A 19,596-nucleotide genomic window follows, 5' to 3' on the forward strand; every position below is an offset into this window, starting at 1 on the left:
CTTTCGGGGGTGTGCCGGAAAACTGGTGCGATCAGGTCCGGTTCCCGGCCACGGCCGTAAGATCCACTCCCAACAGGGCTTTCACCTGCGGGAATTCAGGAATCGATCCATCCGCTTCCCCTGGATGCGCGCTTTGGCAAGCCTTCGGCCGGACACGGTCTCGTGACTTGCAGGACACGCTCGCGCAACGGAAGCGTCTTCAACTCTTGACACCCACCCCTCCCAGGCAGCAACCTTCCGACATCGGCGCATGGGAGCGCTCCCACATCGCATGAGGAAATCTCGTGCGAACGGCACTGCCCGTGTCCTCCCCCCTGAACCAACTGGCACCCGCACTCACCAGCGCGTATGCCACGCAGTGAGCCAGTCCCACCCTGGAACAAGGAGTAGTGGAATGCGTATCACCCGCACCGTTGCCGGTCGCAGCCGCAGAGTCGCGGTTCTGGCCACCACGGGCCTGACCGCTTCGGCCTTGCTGCTGACCGGCTGCGGCAGTGACTCCGACTCGTCGGACGACACGTCCTCCGACGCGAACGGGAAGATCACGCTGACCGTCGCCGACTTCGGGCAGTTCGGCTACAAGGAAGCCGGCCTCTTCGAGAAGTACCACGAGCTGCACCCGAACATCACGGTGAAGGAAGACACCACCGCCGATGAGAAGGTCTACTACCCCAAGCTGCTCCAGCAGCTGAACTCGGGCAGCGGTCTGGCCGACGTCCAGGGCCTCGAGGTCGGGCGCATCAAGGAGCTCGTCGACACGAAGGCGGACCAGTTCGCCGACCTGAGCAAGGTCATCGACGTCAACGAGTGGGTGTCCTGGAAGGAGAAGCAGGCCACCACCAAGGACGGCAAGGTGATCGGTGCGGGTACCGACATCGGCCCGATGTCGCTCTGCTACAACACCGAGCTCTTCAAGAAGGCCGGTCTGCCGACCGACCGCAAGGAAGTCGCCGCCAAGATCGCCGGGGGCTGGGAGGACTACCTCAAGCTCGGTGAGGAGTACAAGAAGAACGCGCCCGAGGGCACCTACTTCATGGACTCCGCCAGCGCCATGTACAACGCCGTCGTCAGCTCGAACGCGAAGCAGTACTACGACGAGAGCGGCGAGGCGATCTACAAGGACAGCCCCAGCGTCAAGCAGGGCTGGAACCTGGCGGCCGAGGCCGCGGACAAGAAGCTGACCCAGGGCCTCGCCCAGTTCAGCGACCCGTGGAAGGCCGCCCTGCGCAAGAGCACCATGGCCACCGTCGCCTGTCCTGCCTGGATGGCCGGTCAGATCTCGGTGAACGCCGGTGACGCCAACAAGGGCAAGTGGGACATCACCACCGCTCCGGGTGCGACCGCCGCCAACTGGGGTGGCTCCTTCCTCGGAGTCCCGAAGGCCGGCAAGCACGTCAAGGAGGCCGGTGAGCTCGTCAAGTGGCTGACCGCCCCCGAGCAGCAGGCCGCCGTCTTCGAGGCGATCGGCAGCTTCCCGTCCAACAAGGGCGCGTACGACCTGCCCGACGTGAAGTCCGCCAAGCTCGAGTACTTCAACAACGCGCCGATCGGTGAGCTGTACGCCGACGAGGCCAAGTCCATCCCCGAGACCGTTCTCGGCCCGAAGGACGGCATCATCAAGGACACCATCTCCACCCAGATCAACAACATGGAGCAGCGCGGCACCAAGCCCGACGACGCGTGGAAGGCAGCGACCAACGCGATCGACAAGGCGATCGGCTGACGGTCGTAGCAGCGGGCGGCCCCCGGGCCGCCCGCACCTGCGTGTCCCCACTCCATGGGGCACCGGGGCCGAGGAGCGGTAAGCCTCGCGGAGGGCTTGCACGGGGCGACCGGGTAACTCCCGGCCGCCCCGTGGAAGCCCACCGCACGCGCATGTCGCCGACGGCCCCGGCCCATTCCGCCCGGCCCAGTGCCCGGGTGACCAAGCAATCCAGGGAAGGACTCCCGCCCGTGGCCACCTCGACTCCCACCCGGGACGCATACGCCCCGCCACCCCCGAAGAAGCCGGTGAGCGCCCGCCGGCAGACGTGGCGCAGCCGCCTCTGGCGGTTCGACGACAAGGCGTCGCCGTACGCCTACATAGCCCCGTTCTTCCTCGTCTTCGGTGCCTTCGGCCTCTACCCGCTGATCTACACCGGCTGGATCGCCCTGCACCGGGTGGAGATGACCGGCCTGGACCAGATGGAGTGGGTCGGCTGGGAGAACTTCGACAGGATCCTGCACGACTCGGAGTTCTGGACGGCCGTCAGCAACACCTTCCTGATCGGTGTCATGTCGACGGTCCCGCAGCTGCTCGTGGCCCTGGGCCTGGCGCACCTGCTGAACTACAAGCTCCGTGCCAGCACCTTCTGGCGGACGGTCATCCTCACCCCGTACGCCACCTCGGTGGCCTCCGCGGCCCTCGTCTTCGCCCTGGTCTTCCGGGCCGACGGCGGTCTGCTGAACTGGGCGCTGGAGTTCGTCGGCCTGGGCGACACCAACTGGGCCAACGGCCACTGGACGTCCAAGATCGCCATCTCCGTCATCGTGATCTGGCGCTGGACCGGCTACAACACCCTGATCTACCTCGCCGCGATGCAGGCCGTCCCGTCCGATCTGTACGAGGCCGCCTCGCTCGACGGAGCCTCGCGCTGGCAGCAGTTCCTCAAGGTGACGATCCCCTCGCTGCGGCCCACGATCCTGTTCACGATCGTCATCTCGACGATCGGTTCCATGCAGCTGTTCGGCGAGCCCCTGCTGCTGGAGGGCGGCACCCTCGGTGCGATCGGCGGCAACGAGAACCAGTACGAGACCCTCAGCATCTACCTCTACAACTACGGCTGGAACCTGGGGCATCTCGGTCCGGCCGCCGCAGTGGCCTGGGCGATGCTCGCCCTCCTGCTGATCATCGCCGCGGTCAACTGGCTCATCGGCCGCTTCGTACGCAAATCCGCGGTCTGACCGGGAGCGATATCCATGACCATCACCAGCCCCACCAAAGTCCCGGCCCCCGTCCTCCCGGCGCGCACCGCGCACCGTGCGCCGAAGCGCGCGAGCCGTTTCAAGCCCGGTGCCGGGCAGCAGCTGAAGGGCGGTCCCTTCGCGTACATCGCGCTGACCGTCGTCGGCATCGGCTCGCTGCTGCCGCTGTACTGGACCCTGGTGGCCGCGTCCCACACCCAGGACGAAGTACTGGCCTCCACGCCGCCGTTCCTGCCCGGCGACCGGTTGTTCCACAACCTCGACGCCGCCTGGAACCAGGCCCACCTGGGCAAGGCGATCCTCAACAGCTTCATCGTCTCCAGCTGCATCACGCTGGCGACGCTCTTCTTCTGCACCCTGGCCGGCTACGCCTTCGCCAAGATGCGCTTCCGCGGCCGCGGCGCCCTGATGACCGGCGTCATCGCGACGCTGACCATCCCGCCGCAGCTCAGCGTCGTCCCGCTGTTCATGATGATGTCCGACCTCGGCTGGAGCGGAAGCCTGGAGTCGGTGATCTTCCCGACCCTGGTCAGCGCGTTCGGCGTGTTCTTCATGCGGCAGTACCTGACCGAGGCCCTGCCGTACGAGCTGATCGAGGCCGCCAAGATCGACGGTGCGAGCAACTTCCGCATCGTGCGCAGCGTCGTGCTTCCGGTGGCCCGCCCCGCCATGATGGTGCTGGGCATGCTCACCTTCGTCCAGGCGTGGAACGACTTCTTCTGGCCCTACCTCGCGCTGAACCAGCAGAACCCCACCCTTCAGGTCGCCCTCGGCCAGCTGAAGGCCTCCTACACCCCCGACGAGAGCATCGTGATGGCCGGCGGGCTGATCAGCACGCTGCCGCTGCTCGTGGTGTTCGTCGTCTTCGGCAAGCAGATCGTCGGCGGCATCATGTCCGGTGCCGTCAAGGGCTGACCTCGCGTCGGCCCGCCTCTTTCCCCGGTAGCCCCGCACGGCCCGCGCCCGCCCCGCGGACCGTACGGGCTCCGGAGTTCCACTTCCCGCCCCTGTCCGTCCACCCCTGGGAGCGCTCCCGCATGACTGCCGTACGACCCGACATCGCCCCGAAGCAGGCGCCCGAGGCAACGCGATTCCCGACGGGCTTCGTCTGGGGAGCGGCCACCGCCGCCTACCAGGTCGAGGGCGCCGCTGCCGAGGACGGCCGCACCCCTTCCATCTGGGACACCTTCAGCCACACCCCCGGCAAGGTCCACAACGGTGACACCGGTGACATCGCCGCCGATCACTACCACCGCTTCCGCGACGACGTGGCGCTGATGAAGCAGCTGGGGCTGAAGGCGTACCGCTTCTCCATCTCCTGGTCCCGGGTGCAGCCCACCGGCCGCGGTCCCGCCGTCGAGCGCGGTCTGGACTTCTACCGCAAGCTCGTCGACGAACTGCTCGAAGCGGGCATCGCCCCCGTCGCGACCCTCTACCACTGGGACCTGCCCCAGGAGCTGGAGGACGCCGGCGGCTGGCCCCAGCGGGTCACCACCGACCGGTTCACCGACTACGCCGCCATCATGGCGGGCGCGCTCGGTGACCGGGTCGCGACCTGGACCACCTTCAACGAGCCGTGGTGCTCGGCCTTCCTCGGATACGGCTCCGGCGTGCACGCCCCCGGCCGCACCGAGCCCGCCTCCGCCCTGCGGGCGGCCCATCACCTCAACCTCGCCCATGGCCGGGCGATCGAGGTTCTGCGCGATCAACTCCCCGCTGGCGCGCAGACCTCGGTCACCCTCAACCTCCACCAGGTCCGCCCGCTGACCGCGAGCGCGGCCGACGCGGACGCCGCCCGCCGGATCGACGCGGTCGGCAACCGGATCTTCACCGGCCCGATGCTGCGCGGCGAGTACCCCGAGGACCTGCTCGCCGACACCGCGCACCTGGTGGACTGGTCGAAGCTGGTCCAGGACGGCGACCTGGCCGCCATCTCGCGCCCCGTCGACGTCCTGGGCGTCAACTACTACACGCCGACGCTGGTCTCCATGCCGGAGAAGGGCGAAAGCGGCAGTGGCAACGATGTCCACGGCGCCAGCGACTTCGCCCCGTGGCCCGGCTCCGAGCACGTCGCCTTCCACCTCGCCGAGGGGAAGGCGCGCACCGCGATGAACTGGTCGATCGACCCCGACGGCCTCTACAACCTGCTGATGGACGTCACCCGCGACCACCCCGGCCTGCCGCTGATGGTCACGGAGAACGGCGCCGCCTTCGACGACTACGTCTCGCCCGAGGGCCGGGTGGAGGACCCCGAGCGGATCGCCTACCTGCACGGCCACCTCGACGCCGTGCAGCGTGCGGTGGCCGACGGTGCGGACGTCCGCGGCTACTTCCTGTGGTCGCTGATGGACAACTTCGAGTGGGCCTACGGCTATTCGAAGCGCTTCGGCACCGTGTACGTCGACTACGCCTCCCAGCGCCGCATCCCCAAGGCGAGTGCCCACTGGTACTCCGATGTGATCCGCCGTCACGCACTCCCGCCGGCGGGTCTTTCCTGACCCTCGCCCGACCCCCGCGCCACCTCTGAGACCCGGCCCCGTGCCGGGTCTCAGTCGTGTCCGCGGCCGGTTTTCCCCGTCCACCCCCGCCACCTGCGCGACCCCGTCGACCACGCGCGTAGAGTGGGAGCGCTCCCACGATCCGGTCCGTGGAACGGCGGGCCGGTCCCGTTGAGTGTCAAGGCAACCGACACCAGGACTTGGTTTGGTTATCCGACTGTGAGAAATTGACCGCGAACGGGAGGCAGCCATGACGGCAGCGCGAGTACGGAGCGGGGGCCGGCCCACGCTCGAAGAGGTCGCGGCGCGGGCAGGGGTGGGGCGCGGCACCGCCTCGCGGGTCATCAACGGTTCACCACGGGTCAGCGCGCACACGCGCGAGGCGGTGGAGGCGGCCGTCGCCGAGCTCGGGTACGTACCCAACCGGGCGGCCCGAGCCCTCGCCGGGAACCGGACGGACGCCATCGCGCTCGTCGTTCCCGAGTCGGAGAGCCGCTTCTTCGCGGAGCCCTACTTCTCCGACATCGTCCGCGGCGTGGGCGCGGCACTCGCCGACACCGAGATGCAGCTGCTGCTCACTCTCGTCGGCAGCGACCGGGAACGCCGAAGACTCGCCCAGTACCTGACCGCGCACCGCGTGGACGGCGTCCTGCTGGTCTCCGTGCACGCCGACGACCCGCTGCCCGATCTGCTGGAGCAGCTCGGCATGCCCGCCGTCATGAACGGCCGCAGGTCCGCGACGGAGCCGCTGCCCTCGGTCGACTCGGACAACTTCGAGGGCGCCCGCGGCGCCGTCGAGCACCTCGTCTCCCGGGGTCGCCGCTCCATCGCGACCATCACCGGCCGGCTGGACGTCTACGCCTCCCAGCGGCGCCTAGACGGCTACCGCAAGGCCCTCGCCGACGCGGGCCACGAACCCGACGAGCGGCTGATCGCCCCGGCCGACTTCTCCGAGGAGGGCGGCGTCCGGGCCATGCGCGAACTGCTCGCCCGCCGCCCGGACGTGGACGCGGTCTTCGCCGCGTCCGACCTGATGGCCGCGGGTGCCCGCCAGGTGCTGCGCGAGGCCGGCCGGCGCATCCCGGACGACGTGGCCCTCATCGGCTTCGACGACTCGGCCGTGGCCCGTCACATGGACCCGGCGCTGACGAGCGTGCGCCAGCCGATCGAGGAGATGGGCCGGGCGATGACCCGGGTCCTGCTGGAACAGATCGCGGGCGAGAGCGCCGAGCGTCAGCAGATCGTGCTGCCGACGGAACTGGTGGTCCGGGACTCGTCGTGAGGGCGGGCGCGGGATTCGTCGGGAGCGGGCGCGGGGTGGTGCGGTGCCGCACCACCCCGCGCCCGTGCCGTATCCCGCGCTATCCCGTAGCGCCCGGCGTCTGCCGCTGCGTGACCAGGTCGAACAGGTCCGTCAGCGGCACGCCGACATCCCGGCCGAACTCGGTCAGCCCGTAGGTGACCTGCGGCGGAGTCGTCGGTTCGACCTCTCTCCAGACCAGGCCGTCCTGGACCAGTGCGCGCAGCGTCTGGGCGAGCATCTTCTCGCTGATGCCCCGGATGCTCTCGCGCAGCTCGTAGAACCGGAGGTCGTTGCCGCGCAACGAGATCAGCACCCAGACACCCCACCTGCTGGTCACGTGGTCGATCACGTTCCGCGCGGGGCAGTCGGTGTGAAACACGTCATACGGCTTCTCCGCCTCGGCCTGCCTGTCCTGCACGCTTCCCGTCATGGCATGAGCTTACCCAAAGGTATGTCCTTACCAAAAGTTAGTCCTTGCTCCTAGCGTGCAGGCAACACAGGGCAACCGGCAAAGGAGCAGATCATGATCGTCGTAACCGGGGCTACGGGAAACATCGGCCGGCCGTTGACGCAGGCACTGGCCGATGCGGGCCGGCAGGTGACGGCCGTGTCACGGCACTCGGCGGAGGTGCCGGACGGCGTCCGTCACGTGGTGGCCGACCTGGCCGAACCGGCCGGTCTCAAGCCCGCACTGGACGGGGCGGAGGCACTGTTCCTGCTGCTCTCCGGTGACCTGCACGCCGCTGGAGCCAGTCCCGCCGACATCATCGGCGAAGCCGCGGCCGCCGGGGTCCGGCGGGTCGTCCTGCTCTCCACGCTCGGCGTGGTGACCAGGCCCTTCGGCCGGACGCGGATCGCGATGCGCGAGCTGGAGGACGTGCTGCGGGGGTCCGGACTGGAGTGGTCCATCCTGCGGCCGGGCGGCTTCGCGTCCAACGCCCTGTGGTGGGCCGAGTCCGTCCGCACCCAGCAGCTTGTCGCCGCTCCGTTCGGTGATGTCGGGGTGCCGGTCATCGACCCGGCTGACATCGCCGCGGTCGCGGCGGCCTGCCTGCTGGAGGACCGGCACATCGGCGGCGCCTACGAGCTGACCGGTCCGGAGGTGATCACCCCCCGCCGGCAGACGGAGGCCCTGGCCGCCGCACTGGGCACGCCGGTGACGTTCCGCGAACTCACCCGCGCCGAGGCCCATGCCGCCATGAGCCGGAGCATGCCGGGGGAGCTCGCCGACGACACCCTGGACATCATCGGTTCCCCGAGCCCGGCCGAGCTGGCCATCAGCCCGGACGTCGAGCGGATCCTCGGCCGCCCCGCGCACACCTTCGCCGACTGGGCCGCCCGCCACGTCGCCGCCTTCCGCTGAGACCGGTCGGCGCCGCCGGAACGGCCCCTCACGCTCGCCGTTCCGGCGGCCGGCCGGCGGGGGGCCGACCGCAGGGGGCGCCGAGACCGGTGTCCGGCGGTTCTCGACCCGGGCACCGGGACCGTGGCAGCCGGCAACCCCGGCCGAGCCGACGGCCCGTCCACAGGGGCGGGCCGAGGCCGGACGGGGCGCACCCGCGCCCCGTACACCGTCCCGGTTCCGGTCCCGTCCCTCCCCGGGCGGCCTCGTCAGCCCGAGGCGGTGACCGTTCGCCCGTCCCGCAGTCCGATCACCCGGTCACAGGCCTCGGCCACCTGCCCCTCATGCATGGCGATCAGGACCGTGGTCCCGTGGCCGCGCCCGAGCCGCACGATCAGGTCCATGACCGCGGCCCCGGTGGCTGAGTCCAGGGCCCCGGCCTGCGCGGCTCAAGGCCGCTCCGGAGCGAGGTGCTTGGCGTCGAGCTCTCGACGGAACCTCCGCCTGCGCTCGGTGCGGGGCAGGCAGTCCGGAGCCTGCGGCGGGTGGGCATGGAAGTCCTGCCGGGCTGCTGACATCGAGTCGCCGACGGCAACCACGACGTACGCTCCCGTGATCACCCGATCGCAGTCGACGCAGATCACGGCCGCACCTCCTGCCGACGGTCGTGCCTCCACTGCCGCCCCAGACGCAGACCCTCCGGGCACAGTCCAAGGCCGCAAAGTTCACACACGTACGTGTGGCCCACCCACACCTTGTATGTGTCCTCACTCCGGTGCCGGGGCTGCTTCGCCCTGCTGAGGGTGTGAGTCACCGGGTGCCTCCTTCGGGCAGGGCCGACAGCGTCGGGGAAAGATGAATACGGACGCGCCCTCGTACTCCGGTCGGGCCCCGAGATTGACAGCAGCCGTGGCCGTCAACTCGGCGGAGCACCAGACGCAGTTGGTGCCGCGCAGCTGCTCGGCAGACAGTGACTCGACGGGCGGCAGAGGTTCCGTCGGAGGCCGGATCAACAGAACGCCCCCGCCCGCAGCCGACCGCCCGGCCGGAATGCGGCACCGAGCGCGGCGGGGTCGGTGAGCCGACCGGAGCCGTCCGGCTTCTCCAGCCATCCCAGGCCGTCCACGTATTGTCCGGCCGAGGGGCATCGGAGCGGCCGGCCGGACGCGTGAACGCTCAGGAAGCCAACGCTTGCCAGCTCCTCCACGGACCCGCACGGGACGAGCCACCATGCGAGGTCCGCCGACGGATGGACGAGCACCGGACCGAGTCGGCCCGGGCCGATGCGCTGCATTGCGTCGACCGATCGACGCACGTCTGCTTCGACGGCCGACCACAGTCGGCCTGAGTGCAGTCGGGCGAGTTCTCCGGCCGCCCATGCCCGGTGTGTTCTCACCGGGTCGGGGGAGGAGAGCGCCAGCCATTCCGATCCCGGATCATGTGTCCCTGAGGCCATGACCTGCACATTAAGGAGGGACATTGCCCTCGCGCTTGCCGATTGCTCTCGATTGCTGACGGGCTCTCGCCGATTGAGGACCGTTGCTACGAGGGATCCAGTGCCGCCCTCGCCCGGCCGATCAGACGCCGTGCCTGCTGCCCGTAGACCGCCGCTTCGGCTGTCCATGTCCAGGCCCGTTCGTACAGGGCGAGATTGTCCTCGTCGTCCAGCCACAACTCCACATTGATGGTCTCCACGACGACCAGCCGCCGGTCGTAGATCCAGAACCCGTGTGTGGGAGGACGGCGCAACTGTGCACCGAACGGGACGATTCCCAACTCGACGGTATCCAGGCCGATCAGGCCCACCAGTCGCTCCAACTGCGCGATCATCACCTCGCGCGGGCAGGTGAGAACGTAGAGCGCGGCCTCCCACACCAGGAACCGGAACTTCCGGCCCGGCTTGTACAGGTCTTCCTGACGCCGTATCCGAGCTCTGACGGCGTCCTCGATGTCGCGGGGAATCTGCCGGAACGCCGCGTTCGCCTCGAAGACATTGCGGGCGTAGTCGGGGGTCTGGAACACCCCGGGAATCCGGGAGACCTCCAGGCCGCGGATTGTCTTGGTGGCCGCGCTCTCCGTCACCCCCAGCTCCTGTCGGGCCCGGTGGCCACCGGCGAGCTGTCGGCGCCACGAGCGGTACTGGGTCTCCAGCCCGACGAGACGGGTGTTCAGCTCCCCCGTCAGATCCTCGCGGCCGGACGCCTGCGCCCAAGCCTTGATGTCTGCCGGGGATGGTGTCTGCTTGCCGTTCTCCAGACGCGACACCTTGGAGCGCTGCCATCCCAGCACGGCAGCGATTCCTTTGCCGTCAAAGCCGGCCTCGGTGCGCAACTCACGAAGTCGCGCACCGAGGCTGATCCGGGCGGATTGAAAGTCCGTGCTCACGCTGTGGAACGTACCGCCCCGGAGAAGTCGGCGGTTCGGATCGCGTGATGCCATGCCTTGTCGCGTGCCTGGCAGGCGGCGAGAACCTCTGTCGGATCTTCGGAGATCACAACTCCCACGGTGGTGTCGTCCTCGTCGAAGACGAACCGCACCAGGACACGAGAGTCGAACAGCCAGAAGTCCCAGTCCGGGAGGCCCAGCCGAACCGCATCGGCCCGCTGTAGGTTCCGGATGTCTTCCCCGGCCGCGACGTTGCTCGGAGCGGTGGCCAGCAAGAAGCGCTGCCCCTCGGTCGGAGGGTCATCGACCAGCCGGACTCGCTCGAATCGTCGCCCCTCTTCCGTTGCCGCTTGGACATTGCGCCGCCATTCGTCGAACGGCTCGGCCGCGACGTCCTGACCGGCCAACCAGCGTTGCCACTTCGCACTGTTGCGGTCGGATCCGTAACCCCGTCTCGTCTCCAGCCGCCAAGCCGTGTGCTTGAACTCCCGGAACAGGTGGGATGCCTCGTTGAACGGGATGACCTTCGGTGTGGACGCCTCAGTGGGGGCGAACCGAGCGAGAAGGTCACGCGGCACGATGACAAACGTCTCCGACTCCTTGACGTCGCGCAGCATCGCGAGGTGCACCGGGTCCGTGACCCTGTCCCCTTGGACCAGGACGTCACCGGTCCCCTCGACCTCGTACAGGGTCGGGCAGTCGCCGCCGTCGCTGGTCGTGCCAAGGAACCGCAGTGTCATCTCTACCTCCGGGCCGCCGTAGTGTGCCGTCGTTCCAGGATGGGCCGGATGGTGTTCAGCCGTGTGGAAATTGCGCCGGATTGCCATGGAACCGGAATTGTTGTGGGTTGCTCGCAATCGACAATGAATCCCTAGCCCCAGGCTGCTGGGTCAGGTCGAGGGGGCATGCTCCGCGGGCGCCCGTCCGTGGGTGAAAGCTCGCAGGGCCTCTCGACCACGGCGTTCCGGTCAGTGCGCCTCGGCGTCCTGCGGTGAAAGTCCCTCGCCGTTCTCTGCGGCAGGACGGTCGGCGCGGGGCGAAGGGGGTGCGAGGTGGACAGCGTCGGCCTTGACGAGCCGCAGAGTGAGCATGGTCTCCGGGGTGGAAAGATGGCGCAAGGTCAGTCTCCCGTCGGGAGCGAGTATCTGGCTGCCCTGGCCGCATGGAGCTGTGAACTCCGGCCCGGGCCGTTCTGTTGTCACCATGAGACCTGGAGTGGCCTCGCGAGAAGTCACGTTAGACCCTGGGTCTATGCAAAAACAAGACCCAGGGTCTAACGTGGTGTGCGGGTCGCTCTCATAGGAGGGAGCGCCTAGTGGAGGACCAGCCGGAGGAAGTGCTTAGGTTCATGGATGCCGTGAAGGCGCTGAGGGCCATTGAGGACGACGCCGCGTGCGCGAGGGCCATCAGTAACGCCCTGAAGTACTGGGGCGACAACAGTGGGACTCTCCGCGAGATCCGCCAAGAGCGGGTCCAAAGGCTTCGCGACCAGGGAATGACGTGGCAGGAGATCGGCGACGTCATGGGCGTGCACTTCACCCGGGCTCAGCAGATCGCCAAGGGTTTTCGTGGATCGAAGAGGCCGAAGAAGGAAGCCGAGGAGAAGTCGGCCGAGTAGCAGAACGGCCGAGCGGTGTTGAGACCGCCCGGCCGCAGTAACCAGCGGGTCATTACCCCGCTGATCAGTGAACCGACTCACATCAAAGAGAAGGATTCGTCTCGGATCGTACGGCCATCACCCACGCGGTGACCACTCCCGCGCTATCGAATGAGGCCCCTCCCGCCCGGCCGGGCTCCCCTGGGCCCCGCCGGTGCTGCGGTCAGGTCGGCCCTCGTAGTGCAAGTCTGCTGATCCTTCCCCGCTGACTCTGCGGCGTCTCCTGCCGCCTCTCGCAACGGACTCTGATGCGCCATCCCACCGGCGCGGCTTCGTGCTGCGCTTCTCCGTCATGCCCGGACTCGGCATGGACCCTCGTACCCCGCGCTCTCCAGGAACTCGAGGCCACGGCGTCCCGGCGTGCGCAGCCGCGCGCGTGGCTGCGGGCGGTGGAGTGGCTCGTCGAGGCGGGGCCGCACCGGCGGGCCGGGGCGACGACGCTGGCTGTCGCGCGGGATCTGGCCGGGCGGATGGACTACCGGCTCGGCTTCGTGCTGTACGACCTGGAGGGCACCGCTGCCCGGTGCGGGGTGTCGGCGGCGACGGTGAAGCGCCATGTCCGGGTGCTGCGGGAGCTGGGCGCGCTGGTGTGGCGGCGGCACGGGTCGAAGCGGAACTTGCGGCTAGCCGGCCGGCCGTACGCGGGTACGGCGACGATCTACGCGGCGACGGTCCCGCCCGTGTACGACGAGGCGATGGGATACCGGCTGGAGGGGGTCGGGTACGGGGCGCGGGTGTGCGGGGTGACGGACTCGGGTCGGGCCCTCGCCGTGGAGGCCGGTCGTACGGCAGTCCGCCCTGTGGATAACTCGGTTGTGGACAAACCCGGTTCAGGCGGGCGTGCACCCCATTCTTCCGGGCCCCATCACGACGTATCCAAGGTTGATCTGGGCGGGGGGTTGAACTACACCTCGCGCGGGCGCGCGACGTCTGTAACCGCGTTGACTCCACAGGGCCTGAGGGGCAGCGGCGACGGTACCGGCGAGTTGAGAGGGCGCAGCCGGGGCGAACGGTCCGGCCGGAGCGACCGGAGCGCCAGGCGCTCGACAGGCGGCAGTTGCTCGCCGAAGCGGCACCCCCTCCAGGTCGCCCGCGACATCGCAGTCGCCCGGCAGGTGCGCCCGCTTGTCGGCTGGACGCAGGGGGAGGGGCTGCGTCGTTTGGCGTTCGCGTTGCGCCCGCTGATCAACCGCGGCCTCGACGTTCACGACATAGCGGCGGAGCTTCACTCGTGGTGGCTGGACTGGCGGCCGGCCCGCCCGGCCGCGTACATCAAGGCCGAGCTGGAGCGCCGAGGCGAACGGGAGACGGCCGTGGCGCACGCGGGTGTGCGTCCGCCCGAAGCGTTCTGCCGGGCTGTGACAGACCTCCGGATCGCGGTTGACGGCCACAGCGGGAGCGAGGCTCCGGCCGTCGCTGACGGGCCCGTGTGCGTCATCGACGGGCTGTCCTCCGCCGAGGTCGTCGAGCTGCGCTCCGCTGCCGCGGTGGACCACGGTCTTGTTCTCGCCGCGCTCGAGAACCTGGGCGAGCGAGTCACCCGGCGCCTGTACACGAACCGGCTCGTCGACACCGTGCTGTTGCGGGAGTTCGGCGGCGTGCACATGGTGGTCGGGTGTTGAGCGGCGGCGTGGTGCGCGCGCTCACCCTTCCGGGGCCGGGGCCGGGGGTGCGGGCGGCTGCGAGGGCGCGGACACCCCGCCCCGGCCGACTGCCCCGCCCGACCTCCTCGGATCAGACACCGCACGTCGGCAACTCGTCACACGTCAGTACCGGCCTCATGGACAGGGGCAGGTTCGGCGGTGAGGAGCGCGGTGATCTCCTGGGCGAGCTCCGGGCCGAGCTCGCCCCAGCCGTCCTTGTAGCCGTAGACGCTCGCCAGGGTGCGGGCGTCGTAGTCGCCGTTCATGATCTCGATGTCGGCGGTCGTGATGAGTGCCGGGTGGGCGACGCCGACAGCGCCCGAGATCTTCAGCAGCTCCTTGCGCAGGGTGCGGAGGTAAACGGCGGCGCGCGTGGCCTTCGAGGGCGCGTCGACGCCGCGCACCAGCCACGGGTCCTGGGTGGCGATGCCGGTGGGGCACTTGTCGGTGTGGCATTTCTGCGCCTGGATGCAGCCGATGGACAGCATCGCCTCGCGAGCGACGTTGATCATGTCGACACCCAGGGCGAACGCGACGACGGCGTTCTCGGGCAGACCGAGCTTGCCCGAACCGATGAAAGTGATGTCGTCCGTCAGACCACGCTCGGCGAAAGCGCCGTAGACGCGGGAGAAGCCCATCCGGAACGGCAGCGACACCGAGTCGGAGAAGATGAGAGGGGCCGCCCCGGTGCCGCCCTCGCCTCCGTCGATGGTCACGAAGTCGACCCCGCGATCACCCCGCGCCATCAGAGTGGCCAGCTCCTCCCAGAAGCTCATCTCCCCGACGGCGCTCTTGATCCCGACCGGCAGACCGGTCGCGGTGGCGAGCAGCTCGACGAAGTCGAGCATCGAGTCGACGTCGTGGAACGCGGTGTGCCGAGAGGGCGAGGCGCAGTCCTCGCCGACCGGGATGCCGCGGATCCCGGCGATCTCGGGGGTCACCTTCGCGCCCGGCAGCAGCCCGCCGAGCCCCGGCTTCGCGCCCTGCGAGAGCTTGATCTCTATCGCCTTGACCGGGGCGCCCGCGACTATGTCCTTGAGCTTGTCGAGGCTGAAGGTGCCGTCCTCGTTGCGGCAGCCGAAGTACGACGTCCCGATCTGGAGGATGAGGTCCCCGCCGTTGCGGTGGTACGGCGAGAGGCCGCCCTCACCCGTGTTCTGCATCGCGCCGGCCAGCGCCGCGCCCTTGTTGAGCGCGGTGACGGCCGGGCCGGACAGCGATCCGAAGCTCATCGCCGAGATGTTCACGACGCTCGCGGGCCGGAACGCCTTGGCGCGCCCGCGCGGGCCGCCCAGCACCTTGGCCGAGGGCAGAGGGCTCTGCGGGTCGTGCAGATCGGGCAGCGCACCGGCGAACGTCCGCTGTTTCACGTACGCGTGCCCTTGCACGTGCTCGACGTCCACGTCGGTTCCGAACCCGAAGTAGTTGTTCTCCTCCTTCGCCGACGCGTAGATCCAGGTGCGCTGGTCACGGCTGAACGGGCGCTCCTCCTCGTTGGACGTCACGACGTACTGCCGCAGCTCCGGCCCGATCGTTTCCAGCAGGTACCGGGCGTGTCCGATCACGGGGAAGTTTCTGAGCAGTGCGTGCTTCTTCTGGACGAGGTCGCGGGCAGCCACCAGGGCCAGTGCCGCGGCGGCGGCCGCACCGATGCTCCGAGCGCGCATGAAACGTTCCTCTCGTCGACTGCTCGATACGTGCGTCCACCGCTGCGTGGCGGGCGCGGCCGGGCAGGAACCGCCGTCCGGCGGCGAAACGGCACATGATGCCAGAAGCCCCGCGGACGGGCGGAAGGCGTGGACACGGGGGATGCGCGGACGCGGAGGGATACGCCCCGTACATGATGAAGGGCCGATCCGCTTTCGCGGATCGGCCCTTCATCATTCAGGGTGAGTAACGGGACTCGAACCCGCGACATCCTGGACCACAACCAGGTGCTCTACCGTCTGAGCTATACCCACCATGTCCGGGCGTTTCCGACCGGCCGAGAAAAAGTGTACAGGGTCCGAGAGGGTGCTCGCGCCCCCGTTTCCCCGCCGCCGGTCCCGGCCCCCGAAAGGGCCGTGACCAGCGGCTTTCGGAAGGACCTAGGCCGGGGGCTGCGACAGGCGCGCAGCGATCGACTTCGCGCGCTCCGAGTCGGGGCCCGGCTGCGGGACGAAGACCGCCTCGCGGTAGTACCGCATCTCCGTGATGGAGTCGCGGATGTCGGCGAGCGCCCGATGGTTGCCGTTCTTGGGCGGACTGTTGAAGTACGCCCTCGGGTACCAGCGCCGGGCCAGCTCCTTGACCGAGGAGACATCGACGATCCGGTAGTGGAGGTAGCCCTCGAGCGACGGCATGTCCCGCGACAGGAAGCCGCGGTCCGTACCGACCGTGTTCCCGCAGAGCGGGGCCTTGCCGGGCTCCTTCACATGCTCGCGGATGTAGGCCAGGACCCGTTCCTCGGCGTCGGCCAGGGTGGTGCCCGCGGCCAGCTCGTCGAGGAGGCCCGAGGCGGTGTGCATCTGCCGCACCACCTCGGGCATGGTCTCCAGCGCCGCGTCCGGCGGGCGGATCACGATGTCCACCCCTTCGCCGAGCACGTTCAACTCCGAGTCGGTGACCAGTGCGGCCACCTCGATGAGTGCGTCTTCCGTCAACGAGAGCCCGGTCATCTCGCAGTCGATCCACACCATGCGGTCGTTCATGCGCCCCACCCTACGGGGCGCTCCGCTGTCCCGGCAGGGCCGGGCGGCCCGCGGCGTACGCCTCGGAGCCCGGCTTCCCGTGTTCCCCGCGGCCCGTGTCCGCAACGGCCGTGGACGGACCCGACGGGGATGGACCCGCCTGGGCCGGCAGCGGGGCGCGACGGCTCACGGGGATGCTCTGGGAGGGCACCACCGGTTCGCCCGCCGTGACGACCTGCTCCGGACCGCCGCCCTGCGGACGGCGGGCCCGGTACGCGGCCCGGTACGCGGCGGGGGACGACCCCAGCTGGCGCCGGAAGTGCCCGCGCAGTGCGACCGGCGAGCGGAAGCCGCAGCGGCCCGCCACCTCGTCGACCGAGTAGTCGGACGTCTCCAGAAGCCGCTGCGCCTGCAGCACCCGCTGGGTGATCAGCCACTGGAGCGGTGCGCTGCCCGTGAGCGAGCGGAACCTCCGGTCGAAGGTCCGCCTGCTCATATAGGCGCGCGCGGCCAGCGTCTCCACGTCGAACTGCTCGTGCAGATGCTCCAGCGCCCAGGCCACGACCTCCGCGAGCGGGTCGGAGCCGATTTCCTCCGGTAAAGATCTGTCGAGGTAGCGCTCCTGACCGCCACTGCGCCGCGGCGGCACGACGAGCCGGCGGGCCAGTGCCCCGGCGGCCTCCGTGCCGTGGTCCGAGCGGACTATGTGGAGGCAGAGGTCGATCCCGGCCGCCGTGCCGGCGGAGGTGAGCACGTCGCCGTCGTCGACGAAGAGCTCGCGCGGATCGACGTGCACCGACGGGTAGCGCTTGGCCAGCGTCGGTGCGTACATCCAGTGCGTGGTGGCCGGGCGGCCGTCCAGCAGCCCGGCGGCGGCGAGCACGAAGGCTCCCGTGCACAGCCCCACGATGCGTGCGCCCTCTTCGTGGGCGCGACGCAGTGCGTCGAGCGCCTCCACGGGCGGCGGTGAGGTGATCGAGCGCCAGGCCGGCACCACGACGGTGCCTGCCCTGCTGATCGCCTCCAGCCCGTAGGGCGCGGTCAGTTCGAGTCCCCCTGTGGTGCGCAGCGGTCCCTCTTCGCCGCTGCACACGAGCAACCGATAACGCGGAACTCCCGCGTCCTGGCGGTCGATCCCGAACACCGAGAGCGGAATGGAGCTCTCGAAGATGGGGCCACCGCTGAACAGCAGCACGGCGACGACCTCACGGCGTCGACGCCCGCTCAGCTTCCGTACAGCCTCCGTTGCGGTGGCGGAGTCCTGGCTCATGACGCTAAGCCCCCCTCGGTGTTCGCGTCTTCCTGGTCCTTACGGGCCTGTCGCACCTGCACATGTCCCCTCGGTCGTGCACGAGTCCCCAGCCTTCGACACCCAAGATCGAATCTACTGCGTCCCGTGGTGCCGTCGTGACAAGTTCACCAACCGGCTTTATGTCGACAAGGCAACCTGGCGGGAAGCATTCGATCACGAAGCGTTTCACTCGTGAGTCGTGCAGGGAAGTGCGCCGGGCGTTCATGGCCCGTCCCCATGGGGTGGAAGCGTACCGCTTGGTCTCTTCCTGCCTGCTGGCAAGGGGGTTGATCGGCCATTTCGACAAGGATTCGACTGAGTCCTGAAGTTGGCTGAAAATATACGGTCGCGTGTGCGGAAATCAGTCGTTCTACCGGCGCACGACCCGTGCAGTGCGCTCACTCCTGTGCGCCCCCTGGGTGGGGCGGTGGGCCGGACCGGAGCCCTCGCGGGCTGCCGTCCGGGCGGACCGGCGGAGCAGGACCCGGCAGGCCACGGTGATCGCGGCCAGGCCGAGGGCGACGGCCGCGGCGCCGCCGGCGGAGTCGCCGTGGGCCAGGAGGACGGCCGGTACCAGCAGGCAGCCGAAGACCGCCCAGCGGACCACATCGGTCGCCGACTGCGCGGCGGGTTCCGGATGCGTGGGCGGGACGGGTGCGGGCACGTGATGCTCCCCGGGGGTTCGGTCGGCGTTCCGGTCGGTACGGAACGGCCGGCGGACCCCCGCGGCGGGCCTGCGGGGGCATGGACACGTGGCTAACGGACCGTGCCCCACGCGGTCACCGACCCGTCACCGATTGCGGCCGTCCGGGTCCGCGACGTCGGTGTACCGCGCAACCGGCATTGCCATACAGGGCAGGTCTCGGGCATGCTCCGTAGAACGTCGCACGCGCTTTGCGCGGATCCGGGCAGTGGAGGAGTGCCGCCGTACCCTTGGGGGTAAGGGGTTGGGAAGATGATTCCCGGACACCGCTACACCGCCCGCTGACGCAGCTTCCCCACGTCGCTCTCCTCACGAGGACTCTCTTCGCCGAGACACCGATGGCCGGTCACGAAATCCCCGAACCCGCGGACCGCAAGCAGGTAGCCGACCCCCGGTCGGACCAGCAGGCGGCCGAAGACGCGCGCCACTCCTGCGATCCCGCCTTCCGGCACGGTGTCGTCGTCGGTTTCGACGGCTCGACCTCCAGTGAGCGGGCCCTCGCCTATGCCATCGGCATGGCCCGGAGAACGGGCTCCGGCCTGATCATCGTCCATGTCGCCAACCGGCTGCCGACCACGGTATGGGCGGGCTGCGAGCCGCCCGTCTTCGTGGACGTCCCCGATCACCGCACCGAGGTCCTCGGCCTGGAGCTCGCCTGCGCGGAGTACCTCTCCGAGGTCCCGTGGGTGCTCGTCGAGCGCGGCGGGGACATCTGCCACGAGCTGGAGGAGGTCGGCCGGGAGTACTCGGCCGACGCGATCGTCGTCGGTTCCACGCACGGGATCGTCGGCCGGATCTTCGGCTCGGTGGCGGGCCGGCTGGCGCGCCGCGCGCAGCGCCCGGTCGTCGTCATCCCGTAGGGGCGTCGCGTAAGCCCGTCGGGTGACGCCGTCCCACGAGGTTGTCCCGTGGACCGTTCCCCAGGGCAGGTTCCGGCTGCCCGCCGTCGCCCTGCCTTCAGAGCCTGTTCCGCCCGCTCCCGCGTCCGCCGGGAGCGGGCGGTCTGTTTTGGGTCTGTTCTGCGTCCGTTGTGATCCGACCTCGGCCAACGGCCGGTCTCTTTCCGTCCGGAGAGGACCGACATGGCGTCAACTCGACTACGGAAACAGCGGAAAAAACGAAGCTACCGGTCCGTAGATGC

The 19,596-nt window shown here is 69.4% G+C and carries 19 protein-coding genes and 1 tRNA gene; 9 read left to right on the forward strand and 11 right to left on the reverse strand.

Going from position 1 to position 19,596, the window contains the following annotated elements; translation table 11 throughout:
* Nucleotides 1–394: 394 nt before the first annotated feature.
* From JGS39_RS14955 to JGS39_RS14975, 5 genes are all read left to right on the forward strand, one after another.
* Nucleotides 395–1,723 (forward strand): ABC transporter substrate-binding protein, encoded by a 1,329-nt coding sequence (locus tag JGS39_RS14955; RefSeq protein WP_219569508.1) that lies wholly within the window; start codon nucleotides 395–397, stop codon nucleotides 1,721–1,723.
* Nucleotides 1,724–1,953: 230 nt separating this feature from the next.
* Nucleotides 1,954–2,943: a carbohydrate ABC transporter permease gene (locus JGS39_RS14960; protein ID WP_219569509.1), complete on the forward strand. Its 990-nt coding sequence runs from the start codon at nucleotides 1,954–1,956 to the stop codon at nucleotides 2,941–2,943.
* Between the two features lie 15 nt (nucleotides 2,944–2,958).
* Nucleotides 2,959–3,879 (forward strand): carbohydrate ABC transporter permease, encoded by a 921-nt coding sequence (locus JGS39_RS14965; RefSeq protein WP_219569510.1) that lies wholly within the window; start codon nucleotides 2,959–2,961, stop codon nucleotides 3,877–3,879.
* A 122-nt stretch (nucleotides 3,880–4,001) separates the two neighbouring features.
* Nucleotides 4,002–5,462 carry a GH1 family beta-glucosidase gene (locus JGS39_RS14970; RefSeq protein ID WP_219569511.1) on the forward strand — a complete coding sequence of 487 codons (1,461 nt, stop codon included), beginning with the start codon at nucleotides 4,002–4,004 and terminating at the stop codon, nucleotides 5,460–5,462.
* Between the two features lie 250 nt (nucleotides 5,463–5,712).
* Nucleotides 5,713–6,744: a LacI family DNA-binding transcriptional regulator gene (locus JGS39_RS14975; protein ID WP_219569512.1), complete on the forward strand. Its 1,032-nt coding sequence runs from the start codon at nucleotides 5,713–5,715 to the stop codon at nucleotides 6,742–6,744.
* Between the two features lie 79 nt (nucleotides 6,745–6,823).
* Here JGS39_RS14975 and JGS39_RS14980 read toward each other — a convergent pair whose 3' ends face one another.
* Entirely contained in the window at nucleotides 6,824–7,195 is a 372-nt protein-coding gene (locus tag JGS39_RS14980) for a winged helix-turn-helix transcriptional regulator (protein ID WP_219569513.1), read from the reverse strand.
* 93 nt (nucleotides 7,196–7,288) lie between these two features.
* Here JGS39_RS14980 and JGS39_RS14985 point away from each other — a divergent pair, with 93 nt between their 5' ends.
* Complete coding sequence (locus JGS39_RS14985) at nucleotides 7,289–8,128, forward strand: SDR family oxidoreductase (protein WP_219569514.1); 840 nt, start codon at nucleotides 7,289–7,291, stop codon at nucleotides 8,126–8,128.
* A gap of 248 nt (nucleotides 8,129–8,376) precedes the next feature.
* Here the strand turns inward: JGS39_RS14985 and JGS39_RS41435 are convergent, their stop codons facing one another.
* The 5 genes from JGS39_RS41435 to JGS39_RS15005 form a co-directional block, all read right to left on the reverse strand.
* On the reverse strand, nucleotides 8,377–8,511 hold the full coding sequence (locus tag JGS39_RS41435; protein ID WP_264302827.1) for a hypothetical protein: 135 nt from the start codon (nucleotides 8,509–8,511) through the stop codon (nucleotides 8,377–8,379).
* 45 nt (nucleotides 8,512–8,556) lie between these two features.
* Nucleotides 8,557–8,751, reverse strand: a complete 195-nt coding sequence (locus tag JGS39_RS14990; RefSeq protein ID WP_219569515.1) for a hypothetical protein — start codon at nucleotides 8,749–8,751, stop codon at nucleotides 8,557–8,559.
* A gap of 898 nt (nucleotides 8,752–9,649) precedes the next feature.
* Nucleotides 9,650–10,492: a helix-turn-helix domain-containing protein gene (locus JGS39_RS14995; protein WP_219569516.1), complete on the reverse strand. Its 843-nt coding sequence runs from the start codon at nucleotides 10,490–10,492 to the stop codon at nucleotides 9,650–9,652.
* Entirely contained in the window at nucleotides 10,489–11,232 is a 744-nt protein-coding gene (locus JGS39_RS15000) for a DUF6879 family protein (RefSeq protein WP_219569550.1), read from the reverse strand. Before JGS39_RS15000 ends, JGS39_RS14995 begins: the two co-directional genes overlap by 4 nt.
* Before the next feature lie 228 nt (nucleotides 11,233–11,460).
* Complete coding sequence (locus tag JGS39_RS15005; RefSeq protein ID WP_219569517.1) at nucleotides 11,461–11,610, reverse strand: hypothetical protein; 150 nt, start codon at nucleotides 11,608–11,610, stop codon at nucleotides 11,461–11,463.
* Between the two features lie 197 nt (nucleotides 11,611–11,807).
* Between JGS39_RS15005 and JGS39_RS15010 the strand changes: the two genes are divergently transcribed.
* Both JGS39_RS15010 and JGS39_RS15015 read left to right on the forward strand, forming a co-directional pair.
* On the forward strand, nucleotides 11,808–12,110 hold the full coding sequence (locus tag JGS39_RS15010) for a hypothetical protein (RefSeq protein ID WP_308120421.1): 303 nt from the start codon (nucleotides 11,808–11,810) through the stop codon (nucleotides 12,108–12,110).
* Nucleotides 12,111–12,538: 428 nt separating this feature from the next.
* Complete coding sequence (locus tag JGS39_RS15015) at nucleotides 12,539–13,771, forward strand: cell wall protein (RefSeq protein ID WP_219569518.1); 1,233 nt, start codon at nucleotides 12,539–12,541, stop codon at nucleotides 13,769–13,771.
* Nucleotides 13,772–13,908: 137 nt separating this feature from the next.
* On the opposite strand, the gene JGS39_RS15020 is transcribed toward JGS39_RS15015, so the two are convergent.
* From JGS39_RS15020 to JGS39_RS40865, 5 genes are all read right to left on the reverse strand, one after another.
* On the reverse strand, nucleotides 13,909–15,459 hold the full coding sequence (locus tag JGS39_RS15020) for an FMN-binding glutamate synthase family protein (protein WP_219569519.1): 1,551 nt from the start codon (nucleotides 15,457–15,459) through the stop codon (nucleotides 13,909–13,911).
* Between the two features lie 221 nt (nucleotides 15,460–15,680).
* A tRNA-His gene (locus JGS39_RS15025) sits at nucleotides 15,681–15,753 on the reverse strand.
* Nucleotides 15,754–15,879: 126 nt separating this feature from the next.
* Nucleotides 15,880–16,482, reverse strand: a complete 603-nt coding sequence (gene orn / locus JGS39_RS15030; RefSeq protein ID WP_219569520.1) for an oligoribonuclease — start codon at nucleotides 16,480–16,482, stop codon at nucleotides 15,880–15,882.
* A 10-nt stretch (nucleotides 16,483–16,492) separates the two neighbouring features.
* Complete coding sequence (locus JGS39_RS15035; protein ID WP_219569521.1) at nucleotides 16,493–17,731, reverse strand: GlxA family transcriptional regulator; 1,239 nt, start codon at nucleotides 17,729–17,731, stop codon at nucleotides 16,493–16,495.
* 391 nt (nucleotides 17,732–18,122) lie between these two features.
* Nucleotides 18,123–18,416, reverse strand: a complete 294-nt coding sequence (locus JGS39_RS40865; protein ID WP_308120422.1) for a hypothetical protein — start codon at nucleotides 18,414–18,416, stop codon at nucleotides 18,123–18,125.
* A 377-nt stretch (nucleotides 18,417–18,793) separates the two neighbouring features.
* Here JGS39_RS40865 and JGS39_RS15045 point away from each other — a divergent pair, with 377 nt between their 5' ends.
* Nucleotides 18,794–19,315, forward strand: a complete 522-nt coding sequence (locus JGS39_RS15045) for a universal stress protein (RefSeq protein ID WP_219569522.1) — start codon at nucleotides 18,794–18,796, stop codon at nucleotides 19,313–19,315.
* Nucleotides 19,316–19,596 lie beyond the last annotated feature (281 nt).

Origin of the sequence: Streptomyces poriferorum, assembly GCF_019399235.1 — a bacterium.
Lineage (GTDB): Bacteria > Actinomycetota > Actinomycetes > Streptomycetales > Streptomycetaceae > Streptomyces > Streptomyces poriferorum.